A 24,564-nucleotide genomic window follows, 5' to 3' on the forward strand; every position below is an offset into this window, starting at 1 on the left:
CAGACTGGTGCGGATTCCAGAAGCCAGTCGGAGGCGTCTCTTGGACGCGTTGTTGTTGTCCCGGATCCAGTTCGGGTTCGTCATCAGTTTCCACGTGCTGTTCCCGGCCTTCACGATCGGCACGGCCAGCTGGCTGGCCTTTGTCGAATCGCGCTGGCTGCGCACCGGCAATCCGGTCTGGCGCGAGCTGTATTTCTTCTGGCAGAAGATCTTCGCCGTGTCCTTCGGCATGGGCGTGGTCAGCGGCATCGTCATGGCCTTCCAGTTCGGGACCAACTGGCCGCGGCTGAGCGAGGTCGCCGGTACCGTGATCGGGCCGCTGCTCACCTATGAAGTGCTCACCGCGTTCTTCCTGGAAGCCAGCTTCCTGGGCGTGATGATGTTCGGCTGGGGCAAGGTCTCGCCGCGGCTGCATTTCTTCTCCACCTGCATGGTGGCGCTGGGCACGCTGGTCTCCACGTTCTGGATCCTGTCCTCCAACAGTTGGCTGCAGACGCCGGCCGGCTACGACATCATCGACGGCATCGTGCACCCGCAGAACTGGTGGCAGGTGGTGTTCAACCCCTCCTTCCCGTATCGCCTCGCGCACATGGCCCTGGGCTCGTTCATCACCACCTGCTTCGTGATCGGCGGCGTGGGGGCGTGGTACCTGCGCAAGGACGTGCACCGCGAGGCCGGTCGCAAGATGCTGCTGGCCGCGGTGGGCTTCGCCGCGCTGACGGTGCCGGTACAGATCTTCGTCGGCGACATGCATGGCCTGAACACGTTGAAGCACCAGCCGATGAAGATCGCGGCGATGGAAGCGCACTGGCATTCCGAAGGTGAGGGCAAGGGCGTGCCGCTGGTGGTGTTCGCGGTACCCAATGAAAAGGCCGAGCGCAATGATTATGAAATCGCGATCCCGCGCCTGGGCAGTTTGATCCTCACCCATTCACTGGATGGCACCTTCGATCCGCTCACCTCGGTGCCTGCCAGCGATCGGCCGCCGGTGGTCCCGGTGTTCTTCGCATTCCGGGTGATGGTCGGGCTGGGCACGCTGATGCTGCTGCTGGCCTGGGTCTCGGCGTTCCAGTGGTGGCGCGGCAAACTGCTGCAGTCGCGCTGGTTGATCCGCGGCTGGAACTGGATGCTGCCCAGCGGCTTCATCGCGCTGATTTCCGGCTGGTTCGTGACCGAGATGGGCCGGCAACCGTGGGTGGTCTATGGCGTACTGCGCACGGCCGATGCAGTCGGCCCGCAGACTGCGTGGATGACGGCGTTGTCGCTCGGTGTGTACATCGTGGGCTATGCGTTCGTGTTCGGCTGGGGCATCTGGTACCTGGTGAAGATCATCCGCACCGGTCCCAAGCCGCATGAGCCGGCACCGAAGCTGGATGCCGGCAGCCACACCCCGGCGCGGCCGCTGTCCGGTGCCGATGAACCGCTGGAGGAGCGCTGAGATGGAGATGACCACCTGGTTGCCCGTGGCATGGTTCGCGGTGATCGGCTTCGGCGTGCTGATGTACGTGGTGCTGGATGGCTTCGTGCTCGGCATCGGCATCCTGGCGCCGATGGCCGAGGATGAAGAACAGCTCGACATCATGATGAACACCGCCGCGCCGATCTGGGACGGCAACGAAACCTGGCTGGTGCTGGGCGGGGCCGGGTTGATGGCGGCCTTCCCGAAGGCGTACGCCGCGCTGCTGTCCGCGCTGTACCTGCCGGTGCTGCTGCTGGTGGTGGCGCTGGTGTTCCGCGGCGTGGCCTTCGAATTCCGCTTCAAGGCACACCGCTCGCGCAAGCTGTGGAGCGTGGCGTTCGGCCTGGGTTCGCTGCTGGCCGCGTTCGCGCAGGGCGTGATCCTCGGCGCGCTTGTGCAGGGCCTTCAGGTCGTGGATGGCCGTTACGTGGGCGGCGCCTTCAGCTGGTTCAGCCCGTTCTCGATGCTGACCGGCGCTGCCGTGGTGTTCGGCTACGCGCTGCTGGGCAGCACCTGGCTGATCCTCAAGACCGAGGGCCGCGAGCAGACCTTCGCGCGCACCTTGACCCGCCCGCTGGTGGTCGCCGTGATCGTGTTCATGGGCCTGGTCAGCGCGTGGCTGCCGTTCCTGGATTCGCGCCTGATGGCGCGCTGGTTCAGCGATGGCAACTTCTGGTGGCTCTCGCCGGTGCCGTTGCTGACCTTGGCGGTCGCCACGGCGCTGTGGCGCAGCGCGATGCACCCCAAGCGCGATCTGCCGCCGTTCCTGTTGACGCTGGGCCTGTTCGTGCTGGGCTTCATCGGCCTGGTGCTGGGCATGTGGCCGTACCTGCTGCCCCCCAGCATGACCTTGTGGCAGGCCGCCGCGCCGGCCTCGTCGCTGAGCTTCAGCCTGGTCGGGCTGGTGATCCTGCTGCCGGTGATCCTGGGCTATACGGCGTGGTCGTACCGGGTGTTCCGCGGCAAGGTGCGGGCGGATGTGGGGTATCACTGAGGAAAGCGCGGTGGCTATTCCCGGTTCCGTGTGGGCGAGGGCGGTCAGACCCTGCCCGCACGTGCCGTAAACCCATCTATGGGGGCTCGACGGGTGCCAGCGATGGCGAAGAGCAGCCGACCGACGGTCGGCTCTACGGGCAGCACGCCACCGACGCCGACCCCGATCAGGCACGACCGGCACATCACGCCGTTTGGCTCAGCCGTGCAGCCCCTCGATCTCCACCAGCAGCTCCGCGCGGCACACCTCCGCATGCAGCACCACGAACGGCGGTGCCGTCGGCAGCGCCGCCATCTGCGCCGCCACCGGGCCCATATCCTCCGCCCGGCGCACATACACCTTGAGCACCGAGCCCGAACCCAGCACCGGTGACAACGACGGCCGCTGGCCGCGCGCCGTATCCACCAGGCTCTGCAGATTCGTCAGCGTCTCGCGCAACTGCTCATCCACCGCCCCCGTGTGCTGCGACACATGGCCCACGATCGCCGCCGTCCCCGACTGCAGCAACGGCAGGCCCGTCGCCAGCGGCGGCAGCAGCGCACGCGAAAAACTGGGCGACTGCGGCCCGTACTGGCGCGGGTACCGGAACGCGCTCACCTGGCGCGGATTCTCCAGCGGCTGGCCCGGTTCACGCGCGGCCAGCCAATACACCTGCAGGCGGCGCTCGCCATCGAAACGGCCGATGCAGGTCGCCGCCGGGAGCGCGGCCTCGTCCAGCTCGCGCAGGCCACGGACGCGGCCCACGCAGAAGCGCCGATAACGTTCCTGGTCACCGTCGCCCTCGGTCACGGCATCAAGATAGTTCCAGGTCCGCAGCAGGTGCGGATAGCCGCACCGCGACAGGAACGCGCTCATCCGCGCGTAGGCCTCGGCCGCAGCCGATTCGATATCGCTGTCGGTCTCCTCGATCTCCAGCACCCCGAACAGCAGGCTGTCGTTGTGCGACCAGCGCACCCCGTCGGTGACCCCGTGTTCGACCGGCGTGCCGCCGCGCCAGACCTCGATCTGCGCCGGGCCCTGTTCGGCCAGCGGCACCTGCAGCCAGCGCGGGTCGTCCAGCGTGGCGCGGGGAAGGCCGAAGCCGAACACGGCCAGTGTGCGCGGGTCGGCCAGTGCCGCCTCGCGCTGCGTGGCCGGGACGTACGCGACACGGAACAACGCGGGTCCGGAGGAAAGGGAAGCGACTGCCGGGGCCGTTGCGTTGTCGATCGTGTTGCTCATTTCAGAATGTGAATGCAGCCAGTGCCGAGAGTGTCATGATAGCGTGCGCTCCTTTCCCGGCGCCGCCACCGGTGCCAGGCGATGTCGACGGCCTTCTCCTGGTACCCATCCATCATGTTGGCGGGAATGATTGAGTTTTCTGTAATCGATTGGGCGGCGTGGGCGCCGGGCATCACCACCCACGCGCAGTGGCAGGCGTGGGCGAAGGCCCCCTGGCTGCCCACCGGTGAGGACACCCCCGCGTTGTCCGAAGTGCCCGCCATGCAGCGACGTCGCATCGAGCGGCTCGGACGCATGGCGATCCAGACCGCCTGCTGGTGCGAGCAGCCCGACGACGGTGGCCGGGTGCCGCTGGTGTTCGCCTCGCGGCACGGCGACGTGGCCCGTTCGATGGAGCTGCTCAACACCCTGAGTGCAGACCAGCCGATGTCGCCGACCGGCTTCGGCCTGTCGGTGCACAACGCGATCGCCGCGCTGTACTCGATCGCCCGCGGCCAGCGGGGCAACTATCTGGCCCTCGCGGCCGGCCGGGCCACGGTGGAAACGGCCTGCGTGGAGGCCTTCGGGCTGCTCGCCGATGGTGCGCCGGAGGTGCGGCTGGTGGTGTACGAATCGCCGCTGCCGCCGATCTATGCCGGCTTCGCCGACGAGCCCGACCCTTTCTTCGCGTGGTGCTGGCGGCTCGGGCCAGCCAGCGGCCCCGGCACCCGACTGTCGCTGGGCTGGGGTGCCGGCGGCGGGGATCGTCCCTCCGACGGTCTGCCGCATGGCCTTGAAGCGCTGCGCTTCCTGCTGGCGGGGTCGCCTTCGCTGGGCCTGGAGGCCGACGGCCAGCACTGGAGCTGGCAACGCCATGGCTGAGCGCTGGCCGGCCCGGATCAACCGTGCCTGGCGGGTGCTGGGCACGGGGCTGAGCTTTGCCGCCTTCGGGATCGGCGGGCTGGTCCTGGGCGGGATGCTGTTCCTGTCCCTGTTGCTGGTCCGCGACCCGGTCCGCCGGCGCGTGCTGGCGCGGCGCCTGGTCCAGGCCGGTTTCGCCACCCACGTCGGCCTGATGCGCCGGCTGGGGCTGATGACCTACGAGATCCGCGGGGGCGAGCGCCTGCAGCGCAACGGCCTGCTGATCCTGGCCAACCATCCGACCCTGATCGACGTGGTGCTGCTGATCGCCCAGCTGCCCAATGCCGACTGCGTGGTCAAGCAGGCCGTGGCCCGCAACCCGTTCATGCGCGGCCCGGTCCGTGCCGCCGGTTATGTCTCCAATGATGATGGGGCCGGGCTGGTGGACGACTGCATCGCCGCGGTCCAGGCCGGCGGCAACCTGGTGATCTTCCCGGAAGGGACCCGCACCGTGCCCGGGCAGCCGCCGCGCCTGCAGCGTGGCGCGGCCAACATCGCGGTGCGGGGCCGGCTGGACATCACCCCGGTGCGGATCACCTGCACCCCGCCGACCCTGACCAAGGGCCAGAAATGGTATCGTGTGCCATCACGGCGATTTCACGTTCAGCTGGAAGTCGGGGAGGATCTCCCGATCGCCCCGTTTCTGAACGAGACCGGCGATGCGCCCAGGGGGGATGCCTTGGCGGCCAGGCGTGTGACCGATCATCTTGCCCATTACTTCGACTTCGCTGGAGACCCGACCCGTGCAGGCACTTGAGCACGAGATCAAGGAATTGATCATTTCATCGCTTTCACTGGAAGACATCACTCCCGAAGACATCGATTCCGCCGCCCCCCTGTTTGTCGAGGGGCTGGGCCTGGATTCGATCGACGCGCTGGAACTTGGATTGGCCCTGCAGAAAAAGTACGGTGTCAGCCTGTCAGCCGATTCGGAAGAGACCCGTCGCCATTTCTCCAGCGTGCGTGCCCTGAGCGAGTTTGTCGCCGCACGCCAGCCGTCCTAACGGCGCGTCAGGATTTACCCATGACCAAGAACGAACTTTTCGAGCGCATCGTCAAGATCCTCAAGGACAGCTTTGAGATCGAGCCGAGCCGCATCACGCCTGCCGCGCGGCTGTACGACGACCTGGACATCGACAGCATCGACGCGGTCGACCTGATCGTGCAGCTCAAGCCGCTGCTCGGCCGCAATCTGCAACCGGAAGCCTTCAAGCAGGTGCGCACCGTGCAGGACATCGTGGATGTGGTGCACGGGCTGTTGCCCGGTCAAGCGGCCGCCTGACGGCCATCGCTGAAGACTGACCATGGTCCGGGTACGCGTCGCGGCGTTTGCGTTGCTGTCGCTGGCATACCCGCTGGTGGTGTACCTGTCGCTGGGCCGGTTCGAGCCGCGCTGGTTGTCGCTGCTGCTGTTCACCCTGGCCGCGCTGCGCGCGCTGACCACCCGCCAGGCGGTGTGGTGGGTGGCCGCGCTCGGTACCGGCGTGCTCGCCCTGGTCGCCACGGCCTTCAACCAGGCGCTGCCGCTGAAGCTGTACCCGGCGCTGGTGAATGCGGTGATGCTGGTGATCTTCGCTACCAGCCTGCGCTTCGGCCCCAGCGCGGTGGAGCGTCTGGCGCGGCTGAGCGAGCCGGACCTGCCGCCGTTCGCCGTGATCTATACCCGCCGCGTCACCTGGATCTGGTGCGGATTCTTTGTTCTCAACGGAAGTCTGGCCCTGGCCACGGCGCTGTGGGCGTCCAACCAGGTCTGGGCGTTCTACAACGGATTGTTGGCGTACGTGATGATGGGTGCTCTGTTTGGTGGGGAATGGCTGGTCCGGCGACGGGTCAAGGCGGCGCATGCGCATGGCTGAGTGGATCGCACTGGACCGGCTGGCGCTGGTGCCGCGCCCGGGCCGTATCGTCGGCATCGCCGGCGACACCGTGGTGGACCATCCGCAGTTCCGCACGCAGGTGCTGCGCTGGCAGCAGGCCTTTGCACGCGCGCCCGGCACCGACTGGGCGCTGTATTTCGATGACACGCTCACCTTCGCCGCCGCTCTGCTGGGGGCGTGGCATGCCGGCAAGCGCGTGTTCCTCGGGGGCGACAACCTGCCGGCCACGCTGGAAGGATTGAGCCCACGCGTGGCCGGTTTTGCGGGTGACGTGCCGGCGCGCTATGCGCCGCTGCAGCCGGATCCGGAGGTCGATCCCGCCGTGGTGCTGCAACCGCTGGATGAAGCCGCACTGGCACTGGTGGTGTTCACCTCCGGCAGCACCGGTGCGCCGAGCGCGATCGTCAAACGCATGCGCCAGCTTACCCGCGAGGTGGATGCGTTGCAGGCCGCCTTCGGCGAGCAGATGGACGGCGCGCAGGTGCAGGGCACGGTTTCGCACCAGCACATCTACGGCCTGCTGTTCCGCGTGCTGTGGCCGCTGGTGGCCGGCCGCGCGATCCAGCCGCGCCGGTTTTTCCATGAGGACCTGGTCAGCGCGCTGGGCGGCCAGCCGTCGGTGCTGGTGGCGACCCCGGCCCACCTCAAACGGTTGCCCGAACAGCTGGACTGGTCCTCGCTGGGCGGCCAGCTGCGTGCGGTGTTCTCCTCCGGCGGCCCGCTGCCGACCGAGGCGGCGCTGCAGGTCCGCGCCCTGATGGGCGTGGCCCCGACCGAGGTCTTCGGCAGCAGCGAGACCGGTGGCGTGGCCTGGCGGCGCTGGAGTGCCGCCCAGCCGCAGTGGCATCCGTTGCCGGGCGTTGCCTGGCGGATCGAGGAAGGTTGCCTGGCGGTGCGTTCGCCGCACCTGGACAACGACGACTGGTGGCTGACCCAGGACCGCGCCGTCGCCGATGACGGCCACAGCTTCCGGCTGCTCGGCCGCGCCGACCGCATCGTCAAGATCGAAGAGCGCCGTGTCTCGCTGGACGCCCTCGAACAGCAGCTGCGTGCGCACCCGGCGGTGCAGGACGTGCGCGTGCTGGTGCTGCCGGGCGCGCGCGAACAGCTGGCCGCCGTGGTGGTGCCGCAGGCGGCGGGCGCCGCGAACTGGGACGATGCACAGCGCCGCCGCCAGGCGCAGCAGCTCGGCGCGCATCTGGCCCAAAGCCACGATGCCGTGACCCGGCCGCGCCGCTGGCGTTTCATCGACGAACTGCCGCTCAACGCGCAGGGCAAGGTTACGGCCGCGGCACTGGCGGCCCTGTTCCGGCCGCTGATGCCGACCCCCGAGTGGCAGCAGCGCGATGCCACCAGCGCCTCGCTGCAGCTCGTGCTGGATCCGGACCTGGTCGCATTCGACGGGCACTTCCCGCAGGCCAGGATCCTGCCCGGCGTGGTCCAGCTGGACTGGGCGATCCACTACGGCCGCAGCGCATTCACGATGCCGCCGCAGTTCCTGCGCATGGACGCGGTCAAGTTCCAGCACGTGGCCCGCCCGGGCGACTGCCTGCAGCTGAGCCTGGGCTGGGATGCGGCCAGGTCGGCGATGAGCTTCCGCTACGTCTCCGTCCATGGCGTGCACGCCAGCGGCCGGGTGGTGTTTGGTGATGCGTGATGACTCCGGTGACGGCATGAGCAGATCGGCCTTCGCCCCGCTGGTGGTGATCCCGGTGTACGACCACGCGCATGCGATCGGTGCGGTGGTGCAGGGCGTGCTGGCCAGTGGGCAGCCGTGCCTGCTGGTCGACGATGGCTCGCACCGGGAGTGCGCGCAGGTGCTTGATGCGCTGGCCCGCGAGCACGCACCGCGGGTCACGCTGCTGCGGCTGGCGGTGAACCAGGGCAAAGGTGGCGCGATGCTGGCCGGCTTTGCCGAAGCCGCGCGCCTGGGCTACAGCCACGTGCTGCAGATCGATGCCGACGGCCAGCACGAGACCGCCGATATCCCCCGTTTCGTCGCGCTGTCGCAGGCGCAGCCGGAGGCGGTGATCTGTGGTATCCCGCGCTATGACGCCAGCGTGCCCAAGGCGCGCCTGTACGGCCGCTACGCCACGCATATCTGGGTCTGGATCAACACGCTGTCACTGCAGATCCGCGACTCGATGTGTGGCTTCCGCCTGTATCCACTGGCCCCGGTGATCCGCCTGATGGGCGAGGAAACCATCGGCCGGCGCATGGATTTCGACAGTGAAATCCTGGTGCGGCTGTTCTGGCGTGGGGTGAAGGTGATCAGTGTGCCGACCGCCGTTACCTATCCCAGCGACGGCGTCTCGCACTTCGATGTGTGGCGCGACAACGTGCGCATCAGCCGCATGCACGCGCGCCTGTTCGTCGGGATGCTGTGGCGCGCGCCGCGGCTGCTGTGGCAGCGCATCGCAGGGCCCGGCGCATGACCACGCCCGCCCCCGGCAGCGCCCCGCACTGGGCCGACATCGGCGAGTCCACCTCGGCCGCCGGCGTGCTGTTCCTGTGCTGGGTGCACCGCTGGTTCGGCCGCTGGCCGTTCCGGCTGTGCGTGTACCCGGTGGTGCTCTGCCACTGGTTGAGCAACCGGGTCGCGCGCGAATCGTCGCTGCAGTACCTGGAGCGCCTGCAGGCCCATACCGGCGTGTTCCCCTCGGCACCCGGGCGATGGCAGAGCCTGAAGCACTTCGCGCTGTTTGCCGACACCATGCTCGACAAGCTGCTCGGCCTGGGCGGCCGCTATCCGCCCGAGCACATCCATCTGCAGCGCGACCTGGTGCTGGACAAGATCGCGCGCCGCGAAGGCGGGCTGATCCTCACCGCGCACATCGGTTGCCTGGAGCTGTGCCAGGTATTGGCCGAGCGGGTGCCGGGCTTCCACATCACCGTGCTGGTCCACACTGCGCACGCGCAGCGCTTCAACCGCCTGATGCAGCGGCTCGATCCGCTGGCCTCGGTGGAGCTGCTGCAGGTCACCGACATGGGCCCGGCCACCGCGGTCGAGCTGCAGCGCCGGGTCGAGGCGGGTGGTTTCGTGGCCATCGTCGGCGACCGCGTGCCGCTGCGTGGCGGGCGCACCGTGCCGGCCCCGTTCCTCGGCCACACCGCGCAGTTCCCGATCGGCGCCTATGTACTGGCCGCGGCGCTGGCGTGCCCGGTCTACACCATGGCCTGCCTGCATCACGGGCGTGGCTACCAGGTGCGCTTTGAACAGTTCACCGACCGCATCGTATTGCCGCGCGGTTCGCGTGACGCCGCGCTGACCGCGCAGGCGGAACATTTCGCCCGGTGGCTGGAAGTTCAGGTCACCCAGGCACCCTTGGACTGGTTCAATTTCTTCCCCTTCTGGGATCAGGCATCTCATGGCAAGTAAGGCCGATCAGGCACCCTCCGTCCGCTTCGGCGATGCGCCGCTGACCATCGAAGACGTGGTCGCGCTGTCACAGCGCCAGGCCCAGGCCGTGGTCACCGACGATGCCGCGTTCACCGCACACATCCAGCGCGGCGCGGACTTCCTCGATCGCCTGCTGCGCGAAGATGGCGTCATCTACGGGGTGACCACCGGCTACGGCGATTCGTGCACGGTGAACATTCCGCCAGCGCTGGTGGCCGAACTGCCGCACCACCTGTTCACCTACCACGGCTGTGGACTGGGCCGTTTCCTGGACCCGCAGGAAACCCGTGCGGTGATCGCCGCGCGCCTGGCTTCGCTGGTGCGCGGCATGTCCGGGGTCAGCCATCCGCTGTTGCAGGGCCTGGCCACGCTGCTGCGGCATGACGTGCTGCCGCTGATCCCGGCCGAAGGCTCGGTCGGCGCCAGCGGCGACCTCACCCCGCTGTCCTACGTGGCCGCGGTGCTGTGCGGCGAGCGCGAGGTGATGTACCAGGGCGAGCGCCGCCCGGCGGCCGAGGTGCTGGCCGAGATCGGCATGGCGCCGCTGCGGCTGCGCCCCAAGGAAGGCCTGGCGATCATGAACGGCACCGCCGTGATGACGGCGCTGGCCTGCCTGGCGTACGACCGCGCCGACTACCTGACCAGGCTGGCCACGCGCCTGACCGCCTTCAACGTGCTGGCCAGTGACGGTAACGCCCATCATTTCGATGAAATGCTGTTCGCTGCCAAGCCGCACCCGGGGCAGACCCGGATCGCCGCGCGCCTGCGCCAGGACCTGCACAGCGACCGGCCGCCGCGCAACGAACAGCGCCTGCAGGACCGTTACTCGCTGCGCTGCGCCCCGCACGTGATCGGCGTGGTGCAGGACGCCCTGCCGTTCTTCCGCCAGCTGATCGAAACCGAACTCAACAGCGCCAACGACAACCCGCTGATCGATGTCGAGGGCGAGCGCATCCTGCATGGTGGCCACTTCTACGGCGGCCACATCGCCTTCGCGATGGACGCGCTGAAGAACACCATCGCCAATCTGGCCGACCTGCTCGACCGGCAGATGGCGCTGGTGGTGGATGCACGCTTCAACCATGGCCTGCCGGCCAACCTGTCGGCCGCCACCGGTGAGCGCGCGGCGATCAACCATGGTCTGAAGGCGCTGCAGATCAGTGTCTCGGCGTGGACCGCCGAAGCGCTCAAGCAGACCATGCCGGCCTCGGTGTTCTCGCGTTCCACCGAATGCCACAATCAGGACAAGGTCAGCATGGGCACCATCGCCGCGCGCGACTGCCTGCGTGTGATCGAGCTGACCGAGCAGGTCGTGGCGGCGCTGCTGATCACCGCCCGCCAAGGCGTGGCGCTGCGTGAGCGCGTCGGCATGAAGGCCACGCTGCACGGCGATCTGGCCGCGATGTACCAGGACCTGTCCGAGCGCATCGCCCTGATCGAGGAGGACCGCGCGCTGGATGGTGAGCTGCGCGCCCTGCTCGACGATATCCGCGCACAGCGCTGGGAGCTGTATGTCGACGCCTGATCTGAGCTTCGAGGTCGCGCTGTCGCCGGCCTTCCATGACTGCGATGCGATGCAGGTGGTCTGGCACGGCAACTATTTCAAGTACTTCGAGATCGCGCGTTGCGCCCTGCTGCAGCGCCATGACTACGATTACCCGCAGATGCGCGATTCCGGTTACCTGTGGCCGGTGGTCGATGCGCGGGTGAAGTACATCCGCCCGCTGCTGTACGGCCAGGCACTGCGCGTGCGCGCCACGATCACCGAGTGGGAAAACCGCCTGAAGATCGCCTATGAAATCGTGGATGCGGACAGCGGTACCACGCTGACCCGCGCCCATACCATCCAGGTCGCGGTCGACGCGGCCACCAATGAAATGCTCTACCTGTGCCCGCCGGTGCTGTGGGAGCGTCTGGGAGTGCAACCGCAATGAACCGTTTCCTGCGCATGCTGTGCGTGCTGGTGATGCTGGCCATGGTCGCCCCGGCGTTCGCCGCCACCGATGTGGAGGTAGTCAAGCAGCGTGTGGCCAAGGTCGACGTGCTGCGCGGCGAGTTCACCCAGGAGAAACAGGTCGCCGGGTTCAAGAACCCGCTGCGCTCGCAGGGTCGCTTCGTGCTGGCCCAGGACCACGGGGTGGTCTGGACCACGCTCAAGCCGTTCCCCTCCGAGGTGGTGGTCACCCGCGACCGCATCCTCAGCCGGCAAAGCGACGGCAGCAGCCGGGTCGAACTGGATGGCCGCCAGCAGCCGGCGATGCGCTCGGTCAACGCGATCATGTTCGCGTTGATGAGCGGCGATGCGCAGGCGCTGTCGGCGCAGTTCACGGTCAAGGTCGAGGTATTGCCCGGCAATGCCTGGCGCATGCAGCTGACGCCGCGCTCGGCGATGCTCGGCAAGGTGTTTGCGCAGCTCACTCTGAGCGGTGACCGCTACGTGCGCGAGGTGCAGATCAACGAGGCCAACCAGGATGTGACCCGCATCCACTTTGCCGGCATGAGCGATACGCCGGCGGCGTTGAGCGCCGACGAGGGCCGCAAGTTTGAATGACGTGCTGACGTCCAACGGCCGCCTGCAGCGCCTCTGGCGCTGGCTGGCCATTGCCTGGCTGCTGGTGCTGATCGGCTTGGGCGTGCAGCAATGGCAGTTGTGGAAGAGCGAATCGCGGATCGATACCGACATCCTCGCGCTGCTGCCGCAGGATGCGCACGACCGCCTGCTGTCCGATGTCACCCGCCGTATTGCCGATGCCAACGCGCGCCAGATCGTGGTGTTGCTGGGCAGTACCGATGCGGCGCAGACCAAGGCGGCCGAGGCCGCATTCCGCGATGCCATCAAGGTGGAGCGGGGCGCTGCCCCGCTGCTCCAGGAAAGCGGCTCGATCGAAGGCTGGTTCGATCAGGCACGGGCGTTCTACGCACCGTATCGCGACCGCCTGCTGACCAGTGCACAGCGCGAGCGGCTGCAGAACGAACCCACCGATGGCCTGGCCGAATCGGCACTGGCGGCGCTGTACGGCCCGATGGGCGCGCCGCGCCTGACCGAGTGGCGCCAGGATCCGCTCTCGCTGTGGCCGCAGTGGTGGCAGGAGCGCGCGCTGGGTTCGGGCCTGCAGATGGGCGATGACGGCCTGCTGGAAGCCGATGGAAAGCATTGGTCGATCGTGCAGTACGACACGGTCGGCTCGGCGTTCCAGCTCGATGGCGAGCGCCATATCGACCTGCTGCTGGACACCGCCGCCGAGGCCGCCACGAAGCAGGCGCCGGGTCTGGAAGTGCTGCGTGCCGGTGTGCCGCTGCATGCGGAAGCCGCGGCCGTGCAGGCCAACTGGGAGATCAATACGATCGGCTGGGGTTCGCTGGCCGCGGTACTGCTGCTGGTCTGGCTGGCGTTCCGTTCGCTGCGCCCGATCCTGCTGGTGGCCGCCTCGCTGCTGATCGGCTGTGGCGTCGCGCTGGCGGTGACGGTGCTGGTGTTCGGCAAGGTGCATGTGCTGACGCTGGTGTTCGGTGCCTCGCTGGTGGGCGTGGCCGAGGATTACGGCATCCACTGGTTCGCCTCGCGCCAGGCCGAACCGGCGGACCGCCGCTGGAAGCTGCTGCGGCATCTGCTGCCGGGCCTGTGGCTGGCGTTGCTGACCAGCGCACTGGCCTATCTCGCGCTGGGCCTGGCGCCGTTCCCGGGGCTGCGCCAGATGGCGCTGTTCTCGGTGGTCGGCCTGGCCGCCGCCTTCCTGACCGTGATCTTCTGGTTCCCGTGGCTGGATGGCGGCGAAATCCGTCGTACCGGTTTCGCCCGCTGGCTGGGCGCCACGCTGGAGCGCTGGCCGCGCCTGCACGGGCGCAAGGCGGCGATGTTCCTGGGCGTGGTGACGGTGCTCTCGGCGATCGGCATCGCCCGCCTGCAGACCAATGACGACCTGCGCAGCCTGCAGTCATCGCCGCCGGACCTGATCGCCCAGCAGATCCGCATCAGCCAGATGCTGGGCATGCCCAGCCCGGCGCAGTTCTATCTGGTCCAGGGCGATACCGCCGAGCAGGTGCTGGAGCGCGAAGAGGCACTGATCGATCGTCTGCGCGTGCTCGAAGCGGACAAGCAGATCGGTGGCTACCGTGCGATCAGCGACTGGCTGCCCTCGCAGCAGCGCCAACATGCCGATGCGGCCCTGACCGCCAGGGTCGAGCCGCAGGTGCTGGCACGGGTCGGTGCGGCGGTGGGTGAGCCACTGCTGCGCCCGGCCTATGCTGCGCAGGACCTGCAGGCCGACGCCTTCCTTGCCTCGCCGGCAGCCATGCCGTTCCGACATCTGTGGCTGGGCACGGTCGGGCAGGGCGTGGCGTCGGTGGTGATGGTCGATGACCTCTCGCGTGCCGATGCGCTGGCACTGCTGGAAGCACAGGCCAAGGGCATCGATGGCGTGCGCTGGGTGGACCGGACCGCCGATTTCTCGCAGCTGCTCAAGCATTACCGCAAGCTGATGAGCGGGCTGCTGCTGATCGGCATCGCACTGGTGTTTGCGGTGCTGTTCTGGCGCTACCGCGGCCAGGCCTGGCGCGTGCTCGCCCCGACCCTGATCGCCGGCGCACTGACACTGGCGCTGCTGGGGCTGTTCGGCCAGCCACTGCAACTGTTCAACGTCCTCGCGCTGATGCTGCTGCTCGGCATGGGCATCGACTACGGCATCTTCCTGATCGAACACCGCGGCGATGCCAGTGCCTGGCTCGCGGTCTGCGTGGGCGCGGCCAGCACCTGGTTGTCGTTCGGCCTGCTCGGGCTGTCGGCCACGCCGGCGCTGCGCGCCTTCGGGTTGACCCTGTTGTTCGGCATCGGCCTGGTCTGGCTGATCTCGCCGCTGTTCCGCCCGCCACCGCACGACGCACCGCACTGAGCGACCGCGTTTCCCTCTCATGATCTGATCAAGGATGTATCGATGAACCCGCAGGTGGAACGTACTGAAATCCTCGTCATTGGCGCCGGCCCGGCCGGCTCCGTGGCGGCGGCGATGCTGCGCCGGCAGGGGCGCCAGGTGCTGATCCTGGAGCGCCAGGCGTTCCCGCGGTTCTCGATCGGCGAGAGCCTGCTGCCGCAGAGCATGGAATACATCGAGGCGGCCGGACTGCTGCAGGATGTGGTGCAGGCCGGGTTCCAGTACAAGAACGGTGCGGCGTTCGTGCGCGGCGAGGCGACCACCGAGTTTGATTTCCGCGACAAGTTCTCGCCGGGCTGGGGCACCACCTACCAGGTGCAGCGCGCCGACTTCGATGACGTGCTGGCGCGCGGTGCCGAGCGCATGGGCGCTACGCTGCGCTTCGGTGATGAGGTGCTGTCCGTGCAGCCCGGGCGTCCGGCGCAGGTGCAGGTGCGTCGGCCCGATGGCAGCGAGTACACCATCGAGGCCGGTTTCATTCTCGACGCCAGCGGCTTCGCCCGGTTGCTGCCGCGCCTGCTGGACCTGGAGTCGCCGTCGAATTTCCCGGTGCGCGGTGCGATCTTCTGCCATGTGCGCGACCACATTCCTGCAGGCGCGGGCTTTGATCGCAACAAGATCCTGATCACCACCCATCCCGAGCACGTGGACGTGTGGTACTGGACGATTCCGTTCTCCAACGGTTGCTGTTCGCTGGGCGTGGTGGCCGAGCCGAGCTTCTTCGCGCGCTACCCGGGCACCGATCTGGAGAAGCTGCAGGCCATCGTCGGTGAGGACCCGAACTTGGCCCGCCTGCTCGGGAACGCCGAATGGGCGGTGCTGCCGGTGCGCACCATCACCGGGTACTCGGCCAATGTCTCCTCGTTGTGGGGCGAAGGCTATGCCCTGCTCGGCAACGCCGGCGAGTTCCTCGATCCGGTGTTTTCCTCGGGGGTGACCATCGCGTTCAAATCGGCCCAGCTGGCCAGCGATTGCCTGGCCCGCGAGCACGCCGGTGAGACGGTCGACTGGGAACAGGACTTCTCGGTGCCGCTGCGCGCCGGGGTGAAAACCTTCCGGCGCTTCGTCGAGGCCTGGTACGCCGGTGGCTTCCAGAAGATCATCTACCATCCCGATCCGCAGCCGGAGGTGCGCCGCATGATCTCCTCGATCCTGGCCGGCTATGCCTGGGATACCAACAATCCGTACGTTGCCGACGCCAGCGGCCGGCGCCTGCGCGTGCTGGAGGAACTGTGCAGCGCCTGATCCTGACCCTGTTGTTGAGCCTGCTGCTGGCCGCATGCGCCAGCACCCGCATGCCCACGCCGCTGGTACAGCTGCCCGTGCTGCAGCTGGCGCCCTCGGCATTGCCGCAGCCGGTGCAGCTGCAGCAGCGCCTGCAGTTCCGCTTCGGCAGCCACGAGCGTGAGCTGGATGCCCTGCTGGAGGTGGATGCCGAACAGGTGCGGCTGGCGGTGCAGGCGATGGGCCAGACCGGCGTGCGCATGGTCTGGGACGGGCAGCATCTGGAACAGACCCGGGCGCCGTGGCTGCCGCCGCAGGTGCGCGGCGAGCGCGTGCTCGACGACCTGCAGTTCGCGTTGTGGCCCGCCGCGGCGATCCGTGCCGCGCTGCCGGACGGCTGGAGCCTGCAGGAAACCGACGGCGTGCGCAGCCTGGTCCAGGGCGGCACACCCTGGCTGGTGCGCGAGACATTGCCCGATGGTCGCGTGCGGCTGCGCAACCTGGCCGAGGGCTACGAACTGGTGATCGAATCAATGGACATGGGGCAGGGCCGAGAGTGAGCAGCAGCGCGGTCTATCTGAACGAGCTGGGAGTGATCTGCGCACTGGGGGCCGACCGCGCCCAGGTGCGCGAGGGCCTGTTCGCGGCGCAGCCCGGCGGGCTGCACGACAACGACACCCTCCTGCCTGGCCGCACCCTGGCGCTGGGCGAAGTGCAGGCGCCGCTGCCGGACCTGGCCGACCTGCCGGTCGCCCTGCGCGGCCGCAACAACGGCCTGCTGGACGCTGCGCTCGGCCAGATCCGCGAGGCCGTCGATGCCGCCGTCGCCCGTTTTGGTGCCGAGCGCGTGGCGGTGATCATCGGTACCAGCACCTCGGGCATCGGCGAGTCGGAGCACGCACTGCGCACCTATCACCGCGATGGCGTGTGGCCGGCGGATTTCCATTACGCCCAGCAGGAAATGGGCACCGCCGCGCGCTTCGTGCGTGAGCGGATCGGCAGCACCGGCCCGGCCTGGACGATCTCCACCGCGTGCTCGTCCAGCGCCAAGGCGCTGATGTCGGCCGCACGCCTGCTGCGCGCCGGCGTGGTCGATGCGGTGGTCGCCGGCGGGGCGGACTCGATGTGCCGCTTCACCGTGGCCGGGTTCAGCGCGCTGGAGTCGGTCTCGGCGGTGCGCTGCAATCCCTTCTCGGTAAACCGCAGCGGCATCAACATCGGCGAAGGCGCCGCGCTGTTCCTGATGACCCGCGAGCCGGGCCCGGTGCGGCTGTCCGGCTGGGGCGAATCGTCCGATGCCCACCACATGTCTGCGCCGGATCCGCAGGGACGCGGCGCGATCGATGCCATGCAGCAGGCCCTGGACCGGGCCGGGCTGGCGCCGGCGCAGATCGACTACGTGAACCTGCATGGCACCGCCACTGGTCACAACGATGCGATGGAAAGCCAGGCGGTCGCCGCGGTGCTGGGCACGCAGGTGCCGGCCAGCTCGACCAAGCCGCTGACCGGGCACACGCTCGGCGCCTCGGGCGCGATCGAAGCGGCGCTGTGCTGGATGACCCTGGCCGACAACCCGGACCAGCATCTGCCCACCCACTGGTGGGACGGGCAGGCCGATGATGCCTTGCCGGCGCTGGCCCTGGTGGCACCGGGCACGCGCGCTGCGCAACCGCTGCAGCACGTGCTCAGCCATTCGTTCGCCTTCGGCGGCAGCAACGCCGTGCTGGCCCTGGCGCGAGGATGAGCATGCCGCTGCCCGATGACATCGACGCGGTGCTGCCGCACCGCGACAGCATGCGCCTGATCCACCGCGTGGTGGCCTGGCAGGACGAGTCCATCGCCGTTGAGGTGGACGTGCCCGCGCAGGGGCTGTTCTGCACGCCTGATGGCGTGCCCGCCTGGGTCGGGGTGGAGTACATGGCGCAGGCGATCGCCGCCTGGGCTGGGTGCCGCGCACGCCACGCCGGCCGCGCGCCGTCGATCGGCTTCCTGCTTGGCACCCGCCGGTACACCGCCCACCAGCCGTTCTTTGCCGCCGGCAGCTGCCTGCGGGTGGAGGCGAACTGCGAGTTGTTGGGCGAGAATGGCCTGGGCATGTTCGCCTGCCGGATCCTGGCGGGCGATATCGAAATGGCGGTTGCCAACGTCTCCGTGTTTGAACCCACGGACGCGATGGCCTATCTGGAGAGTGGAGAGGCATGACAGGGAATCTGACCGTGCTGGTGACCGGCGCCAGCCGGGGCATCGGCCGTGCCGTGGCGCTGCGTTGCGCGCGCGACGGCTTCGATGTGGTGGTGCATTGCCGCAGCCGCATCGAGGAAGCACAGGCCGTGGTGGCCGAGATCCAGGCGCTGGGCCGACAGGCCCGGGTGCTCATGTTCGACGTGAGCGACCGCGATGCCGCGCGTACCGCGCTGGAAGCGGACATCGAAGCGCACGGCACGTATTACGGGGTGGTCTGCAATGCCGGCATCGCCCGCGATGGCGCCTTCCCGGCGATGCCGGCCGAGGATTGGGATGCGGTCATCCACACCAACCTGGACAGCTTCTACAACGTGCTGCACCCGCTGGTGATGCCGCTGGTGCGCCGGCGCAAGCCTGGCCGCATCGTCACCTTGTCCTCGGTCTCCGGCCTGGTCGGCAACCGCGGCCAGACCAACTACAGCGCGGCCAAGGCCGGCATCATCGGCGCCACCAAGGCGCTGGCGCTGGAGCTGGCCAGCCGCGCGATCACGGTCAACTGCGTGGCCCCCGGGCTGATCGAGACCGAGATGGTCAATGAAGAAGTGGTCGAGCACGCGCTCAAGCTGATCCCGGCCAACCGCCTGGGCCAGCCGGAGGAGGTCGCTGCCGCGGTCTCGTTCCTGCTCTCCGAATCGGCCGGCTACATCACCCGCCAGGTGATCTCGGTCAACGGAGGGATGGTCTGATGGCCCGCCCCGATCGTCGCGTGGTGGTCACCGGCGCGGCTGCCATCAGCCCGCTCGGGCAGGACTGGGCGAGCATCCGTGCGCGCCTGCAGGCCAGGACCAATGCGGTGCGCTACATCGCCGAGTGGGAGGTCTTCGATGGCCTCAACACGCGGCTGGCCGCACCGGCGGAAGATTTCGAACTGCCCGCCAACTACAACCGCAAGACCACCCGCAGCATGGGCAAGGTCGCGGTGATGTCGGTGCGCGCCACCGAGCTGGCGCTGGAGGCGGCCGGCCTGCTCGGCCACCCGGTGCTGCGCAGTGGCATGGCCGGCGTGGCCTATGGCTCGTCCTCGGGCAGCCACGAGGCTACCGCCGAGTTCGGCCGGATGCTGCATGAGCACACCACCGAAGGCATCAGCGCCACCACCTACCTGAAAATGATGAGCCACACCTCGCCGGTGAACATCGGCGTGTTCTTCGGCTTGTCCGGGCGGGTCTACACCACCTCCAGCGCCTGCACCTCGGGCAGCCAGGGCGTGGGCTCGGGCTATGAAGCGATCCGCAGCGGCAAGCAGACCGTGATGGTCACCGGCGGTGCCGAGCAGCTCGACGCCACCGCCGCCGCCGTGTTCGACACCCTGTTCGCCACCAGCGTGCGCAACGATGCGCCGCAGACCACGCCCAGTCCGTTCGATGCGCACCGCGACGGCCTGGTGCTGGGCGAGGGCGCCTGCACGCTGATCCTGGAAGAGCTGGAGCATGCCCAGGCCCGCGGCGCCACGATCCTGGCCGAAGTGGTCGGCTACGGCACCAACAGCGACGGCCAGCACGTCACCCAGCCCAGCGCCGGAACCATGGCGCAGGCCATGCGGCTGGCGCTGGAGGATGCCGACCTGGCTGCCGACCGGATCGGTTACGTCAACGCGCACGGCACCGCCACCGAGCACGGCGACATCGCCGAAACCCAGGCCACCCACCAGGTGTTCGGCCCCGGCGTGCCGATCAGCTCGCTCAAGAGTTATGTGGGTCACATGCTCGGTGCCTGTGGCGCGTTCGAGGCCTGGCTGAGCATCGAGATGATGCGCGAGGGCTGGTTCGCCCCCACCCTGAACCTGCACGAGGTCGATCCCCGCTGCGGCGCGCTGGATTACATCCATGGCGACGGCCGTGCCCTGCAGACCGACTACGTCATGAGCAACAACTTCGCCTTCGGCGGCATCAACACCTCGTTGATCTTCCGCCGCTGGCAGGATTGACCGCAGTTTCCGGCCCGCGTTGCGGGCCGGCCGTTCCGTAGACCCCTCGCATCCCCCCAACAAGGAGAAAGTTGAATGCGTCGTTTTGCCCTGATCGCCGCCACCGCGCTGCTCGCCCTGGCCAGTACCGCCCAGGCCCGCGAAACCCGTGTCGAGCAGTCGCTGCATGAGCTGGTCAATTCCGCTGAAGCCCGCAACGTGGGCATCGACGGCAGCGTGAAGTTCTATCTGGCCGGTGAAAAGGTCAGCGTGGTGGAGCGCCTGGGCGAGGACGTGACCAACAAGAAGACCAACGCCGCCAACAAGAGCGATGCCGAAGCCTGCCGCTGGGTGGCGCTGTCGGCGCTGCGCGCGCTGCAGGATGGGGCAAAGTCGCGCGGTGCCAATGCCGTGGTCGACATCGTCAGCTACTACAAGAAGAACGAGTTCAAGAGCACCACCAGCTACGAATGCTACGCGGGCGCGATCCTGGCCGGCGTGGCGCTGAAGGGCACCTACGCCAAGGTGAAGTGAGCCCCCGGACCACCGTCCCTGCCGGGGCGGTGGTCCATGCAGCGGCCAACGCAGGTACCGGCGGCATCGCCGCAGCGACGCATTCATCACAGCGCCATCGGCAGACTGCAGCGGCGCCCAGCTGAACGACATCACGACATTGATGAACCTGATGCTGTCGCGTGACGGAAAACCGACAGTAGACAGTGCACGTGGCTTTCACCTGTGCCGGCTTTCCTCCACAATCATTGTCATTCACTACCCTGGGCAACGCCCTGCGGCATGCAAGCCTACGTCTATAAAAGCCAACGCAAGCAGGACAGCTTCGTCTATCTCGCCGTTCGTGATGACTTCTCGGTCATCCCTGACGCGGTAAAGGCCTCGCTGGCGCCGTTCCAGTTCGTTCTCGAAGTGGCCCTGACTCCCGACCGTCGCCTCGCCCAGGTCGATGCCGCACAAGTGCGCCAGAACCTGACCGAGCGTGGATTCCATCTGCAGTTGCCGCCGCCTCCGTTGGCGCCGGTCAGGTTCCCGCGACGCAATGATTGAATCCCAACGCCCCCGCGCCGTCGCATCTGCTGCCGCCCTCGGTGCGCTGCTGGCCCTGGCTGCGGCCATCGGCGGCGTGCCCGGTGCCGTGTGCGCTGCGTTGGCCCAGCCGGCGTTCGCGCTGGCGGTCTCGTGGTGGCGCCGCACCCGCTCGCTGCAGCCGCTGCCGCAGGTGGTCCGTCAGGATGCGCCTGCGCTGCTGGCGCTGTGGGGGCTGGGCCCGCTGCTGCTGACCCTGCTGGTGGCCTGGCCGCTGAGTGCCCTGCACGACAGCGGCAGCCTGGCCGCCGTGCTCGGCGTGAGCGTGGCAGTCAGCGCCGCGCTGCTCGGGGTCTGGCGGACCTGGCCGCTGTGGAATGACGTGGAACGCAGCGAAGGCAGCCTGGCCCGTCACTGGCAGACCCTGGCCGGACGCGACCTGACCGCCTGGCGCGGGCTGGCCGTTGCTGCGCTGGTGGTGCTGGTGTGCGCGCTGGTGGTGCTGCCGGCGTGGCCGGGCCTGGTCTCGGCGGCGCTGCACTGGCCGGTCGCCGCTGCGGTGGTACTGCTGTCCCCGCTGGCGCACGTGCTGCTGCAGGCGATCGCCCCCGCATCGACCCTGAGCGCACCGGTACCGGCCGAGACCCGCGGTGACCGCGATGATCTGTTCGCCGACGCGTACGCCGAGCCCAAACCGCTGGAATCGATCAGCCTGCACGAACAGCAGCCGGCGCTGTACGACGCGGCGCGCAGCGGCCGGGTCGACCGTGCCCTGCAGTTGCTGCAGGCCGGCGCCGACCCGCACGGGCTGCCCGATCCGGCCTGGCGCGACCAGCGCAGCCTGGCCGTGCTGGCCGCGGTGCTGCCCGACCTGCGCCTGCTGCGCGAACTGATCGCGCGCGGCGTGGGCGTCAATGCCCCGCACCGTGGCATGACCCCGCTGCTGGCCGCTACCCGCGACAGTTGGCACGGTCGCCCCGAGGCAGTGATGACCCTGCTCGCCAATGGCGCCGACCCGCGCGCGGTGGACAGCGAGGGCAACACGCCGCTGCATCACGCGGCGCGCAGTTCCGATCCCGGTGTCGCCGCGCTGCTGCGCGATGCCGCCGCCGAAGTGGACGCGCTCAATGACGACGGCTGGTCGCCGCTGGCCGTGGCCTGCCAGGTCGGCAACTGGCGGCTGGCCAAGTTCCTGCTCGAACGCGGGGCCAAGACCGAGCCGGCCGAGGGCACGCCCGTGCTGCTGGCCGCGGCCGGCACTGAAGAAGACGACCCGGCCGGTGTGCAGCTGCTGCTCAAGCACAAGGCCCGCGCCGATGCGCGCGACCGCCAGCGCCGCAGTGCGCTGCACGAAGCCGCGCTGGCCGGCCATGTCGACATCATCGACGTGCTGCTGGCCGCCGGCGCCAACCTGGAAGCACGCGATGCACTGGCGCGCACGCCGTGGTTGGAGGCCGCGCGTGGTGGCCGGGCCGGCGTGGTCGAACACCTGCTGCCGCACCATCCTGACCTCAATGCGGTGGATGGCGAAGGCCGCAACGCGGTGCTGCTGGCCTGCATGGCCGACAACGTCTCGCCGCTGCTGGTGCGCCGCCTGCGCGACCTGGGCATCGCCGCCGACGTGGCCGATCCGCAGGGCCGACGCGCGGTGGACATCGCCGCCGGTGCCGGGCGCTGGGCCATCGTATCGCTGCTGGATCCGTCCTATCCGCTGCCCTCGGCGGTCAGCGATGGGCTGGTGATCTCCGGTGACAGCGATGCGGCTCCTGCGTCGCTGCCGGACCGCCCGCCGCTGGAACTGCTGCGCGAAGCACTGAGCTTCGGCAACGTCGAGGGCATGGCGGCCCTGGCCCGCCTGTGCGCGCCCGAAGAACTCGGTGCGCTGCTGCACGATGCCGAACTGGCCCTGGACCCGCAGGCGCTGGACTGGCTGCTGGCGCATGGTGCGGCCCCGGAAGTGCTCGATGCCTGCGGAGATACCCCGATGTTCGCGCTGCTGGCGCGCGGCATCGATGCGGTGCCGGCCCTGCAGGTGCTGCTGCGCCGCGGCCTCTCCCCGGCCGGTCGCGGTGGCCTGGCGCGCCTGCTGAGCGCCTGCGCCCAGCATGACCACGCCTCGCGTGGCCTGGAGCAACTTGCACTCGAACTGCTGGAACGCGGCGCCGACCCGTTCGCGCCGTCGCCGGCGGGCGACCCGCCGCTCTCGCTGGCCGTCCGCCTGGGCTGGCTGCGCCTGCAGCAGGCCCTGCTGACGCTGGGCGTGGACCGCGAAGCGCGCGACAGCCATGGCATGACCGCCCTGCATCTGGCCACGGCGCTCGCGCGCGAAGGCTCGATCAAACTGCTGGTGCAGCAGGGCGCCTCACCCGAAGCCCGCGCCGCCGACGGCCAGACCCCGCTGGGCGTGGCACTGTCGATCGGCCGCCGCGACCTCGCCGACTGGCTGGACTGGCGGGTGTGGCCGTTGCCGCGCCGCGCGCTGCGCGACGGTGACCTGCCGGCCGCTGCGATGGCCGGCGATGCCGATGCCGTGCGTCGCCTGATCGACCTGGGGTTCGGGGTCGATGCCGTCGACGCCCAGGGCTGCACTGCGCTGCTGCGCGCCGCTGGTGGCGGTCACCTGGCCGTGGTGGATCTGCTGCTGACCCGCGGTGCCAACCCGCAGCATGCCGCCGCCAGTGGCGCCACGCCGCTTTCGGCGGCAGTGAGCATGCGCCAGGTGGATATCGTCTCGGCGCTGCTCGATGCCGGTGCCGAACTCGAATACCGCCTGCCGGGCGGCGTCACCGTGCTGATGCTGGCCGCCGCACTGGGCCTGCCGGACATCGTTTCGCGCCTGCTCACCGCCGGTGCCGACGTGCACGCCGGCGATGCCCAGCAACTGGGTCCGCTGCACTGCGCGGCGCTGTACGGCTTCAGTGCGCGGGACCGTGCGCGTCTGCTCGCCCTGCTCGACACCCTGCTGCTGGCCGGTGCCGAACCGGACCAGGCCGCCGCCGGCTCGGTCACGCCGCTGCTGCTGCTGCTCGGCGCACGCGCCGAGCCGGGCACCGCCTGCGACGAGCAGATCGTGCTCGCTGCGGTGGAGCGTCTGCTGGACGAAGAGGTCTCGCTGGACGTGCGTGATCCGCGTGGCTTCGGTCCGCTGCATCTGGCGGCGCTGCACGGCCTGCCGCTGCTGGTGCAGCGCCTGCTGCGTGCCGGTGCCGATCCGGATGTACGCGACGCGCTCAACCGCAGCCCGCGCGAGATCGCGGTGATGCGCGGCTTCATCGACGTCGCTGGCGAATTCGAACCGCTGGTGCCGGGCGTCTCCTCGATGGCCCGGTTCCTGCGCGATAACGGCTGACTCCGCGGCGGGTAGTGCCGG

Annotated in this window: 24 protein-coding genes; 23 read left to right on the forward strand and 1 reads right to left on the reverse strand. The window is 68.9% G+C overall.

Annotated features, from left to right (window positions below):
- Positions 1–40 precede the first annotated feature (40 nt).
- Together ORK51_RS00325 and cydB are read left to right on the forward strand one after the other, a co-directional pair.
- Positions 41–1,438 (forward strand): cytochrome ubiquinol oxidase subunit I, encoded by a 1,398-nt coding sequence (locus tag ORK51_RS00325; protein WP_266083411.1) that lies wholly within the window; start codon positions 41–43, stop codon positions 1,436–1,438.
- Between the two features lies 1 nt (position 1,439).
- A complete protein-coding gene (cydB, locus tag ORK51_RS00330) occupies positions 1,440–2,453 on the forward strand; it encodes a cytochrome d ubiquinol oxidase subunit II (RefSeq protein ID WP_019185501.1) in 1,014 nt (337 codons plus the stop codon).
- A 198-nt stretch (positions 2,454–2,651) separates the two neighbouring features.
- On the opposite strand, the gene ORK51_RS00335 is transcribed toward cydB, so the two are convergent.
- Positions 2,652–3,674 carry a chorismate transformation FkbO/Hyg5 family protein gene (locus ORK51_RS00335; RefSeq protein WP_266083412.1) on the reverse strand — a complete coding sequence of 341 codons (1,023 nt, stop codon included), beginning with the start codon at positions 3,672–3,674 and terminating at the stop codon, positions 2,652–2,654.
- A 126-nt stretch (positions 3,675–3,800) separates the two neighbouring features.
- On the opposite strand from ORK51_RS00335, the gene ORK51_RS00340 reads away from it, so the two are divergent.
- The 21 genes from ORK51_RS00340 (at position 3,801) to ORK51_RS00440 (ending at position 24,543) form a co-directional block, all read left to right on the forward strand.
- Complete coding sequence (locus tag ORK51_RS00340) at positions 3,801–4,535, forward strand: beta-ketoacyl synthase chain length factor (protein WP_070426212.1); 735 nt, start codon at positions 3,801–3,803, stop codon at positions 4,533–4,535.
- A complete protein-coding gene (locus tag ORK51_RS00345; RefSeq protein ID WP_266083413.1) occupies positions 4,528–5,331 on the forward strand; it encodes a lysophospholipid acyltransferase family protein in 804 nt (267 codons plus the stop codon). The genes ORK51_RS00340 and ORK51_RS00345 overlap by 8 nt, the downstream gene beginning before the upstream one ends.
- Positions 5,318–5,578 carry a phosphopantetheine-binding protein gene (locus ORK51_RS00350; RefSeq protein ID WP_019185497.1) on the forward strand — a complete coding sequence of 87 codons (261 nt, stop codon included), beginning with the start codon at positions 5,318–5,320 and terminating at the stop codon, positions 5,576–5,578. Before ORK51_RS00345 ends, ORK51_RS00350 begins: the two co-directional genes overlap by 14 nt.
- Before the next feature lie 20 nt (positions 5,579–5,598).
- A complete protein-coding gene (locus ORK51_RS00355) occupies positions 5,599–5,856 on the forward strand; it encodes an acyl carrier protein (protein WP_019185496.1) in 258 nt (85 codons plus the stop codon).
- Between the two features lie 22 nt (positions 5,857–5,878).
- Positions 5,879–6,430 carry a COG4648 family protein gene (locus tag ORK51_RS00360; protein WP_019185495.1) on the forward strand — a complete coding sequence of 184 codons (552 nt, stop codon included), beginning with the start codon at positions 5,879–5,881 and terminating at the stop codon, positions 6,428–6,430.
- On the forward strand, positions 6,423–8,108 hold the full coding sequence (locus tag ORK51_RS00365) for an ApeI family dehydratase (RefSeq protein WP_266083414.1): 1,686 nt from the start codon (positions 6,423–6,425) through the stop codon (positions 8,106–8,108). Before ORK51_RS00360 ends, ORK51_RS00365 begins: the two co-directional genes overlap by 8 nt.
- A 16-nt stretch (positions 8,109–8,124) precedes the next feature.
- A complete protein-coding gene (locus tag ORK51_RS00370; RefSeq protein WP_429000591.1) occupies positions 8,125–8,886 on the forward strand; it encodes a glycosyltransferase family 2 protein in 762 nt (253 codons plus the stop codon).
- Positions 8,883–9,830, forward strand: coding sequence for a lysophospholipid acyltransferase family protein (locus ORK51_RS00375; protein ID WP_019185492.1), 948 nt, complete (start codon positions 8,883–8,885; stop codon positions 9,828–9,830). The genes ORK51_RS00370 and ORK51_RS00375 overlap by 4 nt, the downstream gene beginning before the upstream one ends.
- Positions 9,820–11,376: an HAL/PAL/TAL family ammonia-lyase gene (locus ORK51_RS00380; RefSeq protein WP_266083415.1), complete on the forward strand. Its 1,557-nt coding sequence runs from the start codon at positions 9,820–9,822 to the stop codon at positions 11,374–11,376. Before ORK51_RS00375 ends, ORK51_RS00380 begins: the two co-directional genes overlap by 11 nt.
- Positions 11,363–11,785, forward strand: coding sequence for an acyl-CoA thioesterase (locus tag ORK51_RS00385; RefSeq protein WP_019185490.1), 423 nt, complete (start codon positions 11,363–11,365; stop codon positions 11,783–11,785). The genes ORK51_RS00380 and ORK51_RS00385 overlap by 14 nt, the downstream gene beginning before the upstream one ends.
- On the forward strand, positions 11,782–12,402 hold the full coding sequence (locus ORK51_RS00390; protein WP_266083416.1) for an outer membrane lipoprotein carrier protein LolA: 621 nt from the start codon (positions 11,782–11,784) through the stop codon (positions 12,400–12,402). Before ORK51_RS00385 ends, ORK51_RS00390 begins: the two co-directional genes overlap by 4 nt.
- The gene (locus tag ORK51_RS00395) at positions 12,395–14,740 is read left to right on the forward strand and encodes an MMPL family transporter (protein WP_266083417.1); all 2,346 of its coding nucleotides are present in this window, start codon (positions 12,395–12,397) and stop codon (positions 14,738–14,740) included. The genes ORK51_RS00390 and ORK51_RS00395 overlap by 8 nt, the downstream gene beginning before the upstream one ends.
- A gap of 42 nt (positions 14,741–14,782) precedes the next feature.
- A complete protein-coding gene (locus tag ORK51_RS00400) occupies positions 14,783–16,024 on the forward strand; it encodes an NAD(P)/FAD-dependent oxidoreductase (protein WP_019185487.1) in 1,242 nt (413 codons plus the stop codon).
- Positions 16,012–16,563: a DUF3261 domain-containing protein gene (locus tag ORK51_RS00405; RefSeq protein WP_266083418.1), complete on the forward strand. Its 552-nt coding sequence runs from the start codon at positions 16,012–16,014 to the stop codon at positions 16,561–16,563. The genes ORK51_RS00400 and ORK51_RS00405 overlap by 13 nt, the downstream gene beginning before the upstream one ends.
- Positions 16,560–17,747: a beta-ketoacyl-[acyl-carrier-protein] synthase family protein gene (locus ORK51_RS00410; protein WP_266083419.1), complete on the forward strand. Its 1,188-nt coding sequence runs from the start codon at positions 16,560–16,562 to the stop codon at positions 17,745–17,747. Before ORK51_RS00405 ends, ORK51_RS00410 begins: the two co-directional genes overlap by 4 nt.
- Positions 17,744–18,205, forward strand: a complete 462-nt coding sequence (locus tag ORK51_RS00415) for a hotdog family protein (protein ID WP_019185484.1) — start codon at positions 17,744–17,746, stop codon at positions 18,203–18,205. Before ORK51_RS00410 ends, ORK51_RS00415 begins: the two co-directional genes overlap by 4 nt.
- Complete coding sequence (fabG, locus tag ORK51_RS00420) at positions 18,202–18,933, forward strand: 3-oxoacyl-ACP reductase FabG (protein ID WP_070426205.1); 732 nt, start codon at positions 18,202–18,204, stop codon at positions 18,931–18,933. The genes ORK51_RS00415 and fabG overlap by 4 nt, the downstream gene beginning before the upstream one ends.
- On the forward strand, positions 18,933–20,174 hold the full coding sequence (locus ORK51_RS00425; RefSeq protein WP_266083420.1) for a beta-ketoacyl-ACP synthase: 1,242 nt from the start codon (positions 18,933–18,935) through the stop codon (positions 20,172–20,174). Before fabG ends, ORK51_RS00425 begins: the two co-directional genes overlap by 1 nt.
- Before the next feature lie 75 nt (positions 20,175–20,249).
- Complete coding sequence (locus ORK51_RS00430; protein ID WP_070426203.1) at positions 20,250–20,687, forward strand: excinuclease ATPase subunit; 438 nt, start codon at positions 20,250–20,252, stop codon at positions 20,685–20,687.
- 261 nt (positions 20,688–20,948) lie between these two features.
- Positions 20,949–21,215 carry a YcgL domain-containing protein gene (locus ORK51_RS00435; RefSeq protein ID WP_019185480.1) on the forward strand — a complete coding sequence of 89 codons (267 nt, stop codon included), beginning with the start codon at positions 20,949–20,951 and terminating at the stop codon, positions 21,213–21,215.
- A complete protein-coding gene (locus ORK51_RS00440) occupies positions 21,208–24,543 on the forward strand; it encodes an ankyrin repeat domain-containing protein (RefSeq protein ID WP_266083421.1) in 3,336 nt (1,111 codons plus the stop codon). Before ORK51_RS00435 ends, ORK51_RS00440 begins: the two co-directional genes overlap by 8 nt.
- Positions 24,544–24,564: the final 21 nt, after the last annotated feature.

This window comes from Stenotrophomonas sp. RIT-551, assembly GCF_026241915.1.
GTDB lineage: Bacteria > Pseudomonadota > Gammaproteobacteria > Xanthomonadales > Xanthomonadaceae > Stenotrophomonas > Stenotrophomonas bentonitica_A.

What these genes read in the sequence shown, in the direction of transcription:
- cydB (WP_019185501.1), top strand. Translation starts at nt 1,440, where the DNA reads ATGGAGATGACCACCTGGTTGCCCGTGGCATGGTTCGCGGTGATCGGC.
- ORK51_RS00335 (WP_266083412.1), bottom strand. Translation starts at nt 3,674, where the DNA reads ATGAGCAACACGATCGACAACGCAACGGCCCCGGCAGTCGCTTCCCTT.
- ORK51_RS00340 (WP_070426212.1), top strand. Translation starts at nt 3,801, where the DNA reads ATGATTGAGTTTTCTGTAATCGATTGGGCGGCGTGGGCGCCGGGCATC.
- ORK51_RS00345 (WP_266083413.1), top strand. Translation starts at nt 4,528, where the DNA reads ATGGCTGAGCGCTGGCCGGCCCGGATCAACCGTGCCTGGCGGGTGCTG.
- ORK51_RS00355 (WP_019185496.1), top strand. Translation starts at nt 5,599, where the DNA reads ATGACCAAGAACGAACTTTTCGAGCGCATCGTCAAGATCCTCAAGGAC.
- ORK51_RS00360 (WP_019185495.1), top strand. Translation starts at nt 5,879, where the DNA reads ATGGTCCGGGTACGCGTCGCGGCGTTTGCGTTGCTGTCGCTGGCATAC.
- ORK51_RS00365 (WP_266083414.1), top strand. Translation starts at nt 6,423, where the DNA reads ATGGCTGAGTGGATCGCACTGGACCGGCTGGCGCTGGTGCCGCGCCCG.
- ORK51_RS00370 (WP_429000591.1), top strand. Translation starts at nt 8,125, where the DNA reads ATGAGCAGATCGGCCTTCGCCCCGCTGGTGGTGATCCCGGTGTACGAC.
- ORK51_RS00375 (WP_019185492.1), top strand. Translation starts at nt 8,883, where the DNA reads ATGACCACGCCCGCCCCCGGCAGCGCCCCGCACTGGGCCGACATCGGC.
- ORK51_RS00380 (WP_266083415.1), top strand. Translation starts at nt 9,820, where the DNA reads ATGGCAAGTAAGGCCGATCAGGCACCCTCCGTCCGCTTCGGCGATGCG.
- ORK51_RS00385 (WP_019185490.1), top strand. Translation starts at nt 11,363, where the DNA reads ATGTCGACGCCTGATCTGAGCTTCGAGGTCGCGCTGTCGCCGGCCTTC.
- ORK51_RS00390 (WP_266083416.1), top strand. Translation starts at nt 11,782, where the DNA reads ATGAACCGTTTCCTGCGCATGCTGTGCGTGCTGGTGATGCTGGCCATG.
- ORK51_RS00400 (WP_019185487.1), top strand. Translation starts at nt 14,783, where the DNA reads ATGAACCCGCAGGTGGAACGTACTGAAATCCTCGTCATTGGCGCCGGC.
- ORK51_RS00415 (WP_019185484.1), top strand. Translation starts at nt 17,744, where the DNA reads ATGAGCATGCCGCTGCCCGATGACATCGACGCGGTGCTGCCGCACCGC.
- fabG (WP_070426205.1), top strand. Translation starts at nt 18,202, where the DNA reads ATGACAGGGAATCTGACCGTGCTGGTGACCGGCGCCAGCCGGGGCATC.
- ORK51_RS00425 (WP_266083420.1), top strand. Translation starts at nt 18,933, where the DNA reads ATGGCCCGCCCCGATCGTCGCGTGGTGGTCACCGGCGCGGCTGCCATC.
- ORK51_RS00430 (WP_070426203.1), top strand. Translation starts at nt 20,250, where the DNA reads ATGCGTCGTTTTGCCCTGATCGCCGCCACCGCGCTGCTCGCCCTGGCC.
- ORK51_RS00435 (WP_019185480.1), top strand. Translation starts at nt 20,949, where the DNA reads ATGCAAGCCTACGTCTATAAAAGCCAACGCAAGCAGGACAGCTTCGTC.
- ORK51_RS00440 (WP_266083421.1), top strand. Translation starts at nt 21,208, where the DNA reads ATGATTGAATCCCAACGCCCCCGCGCCGTCGCATCTGCTGCCGCCCTC.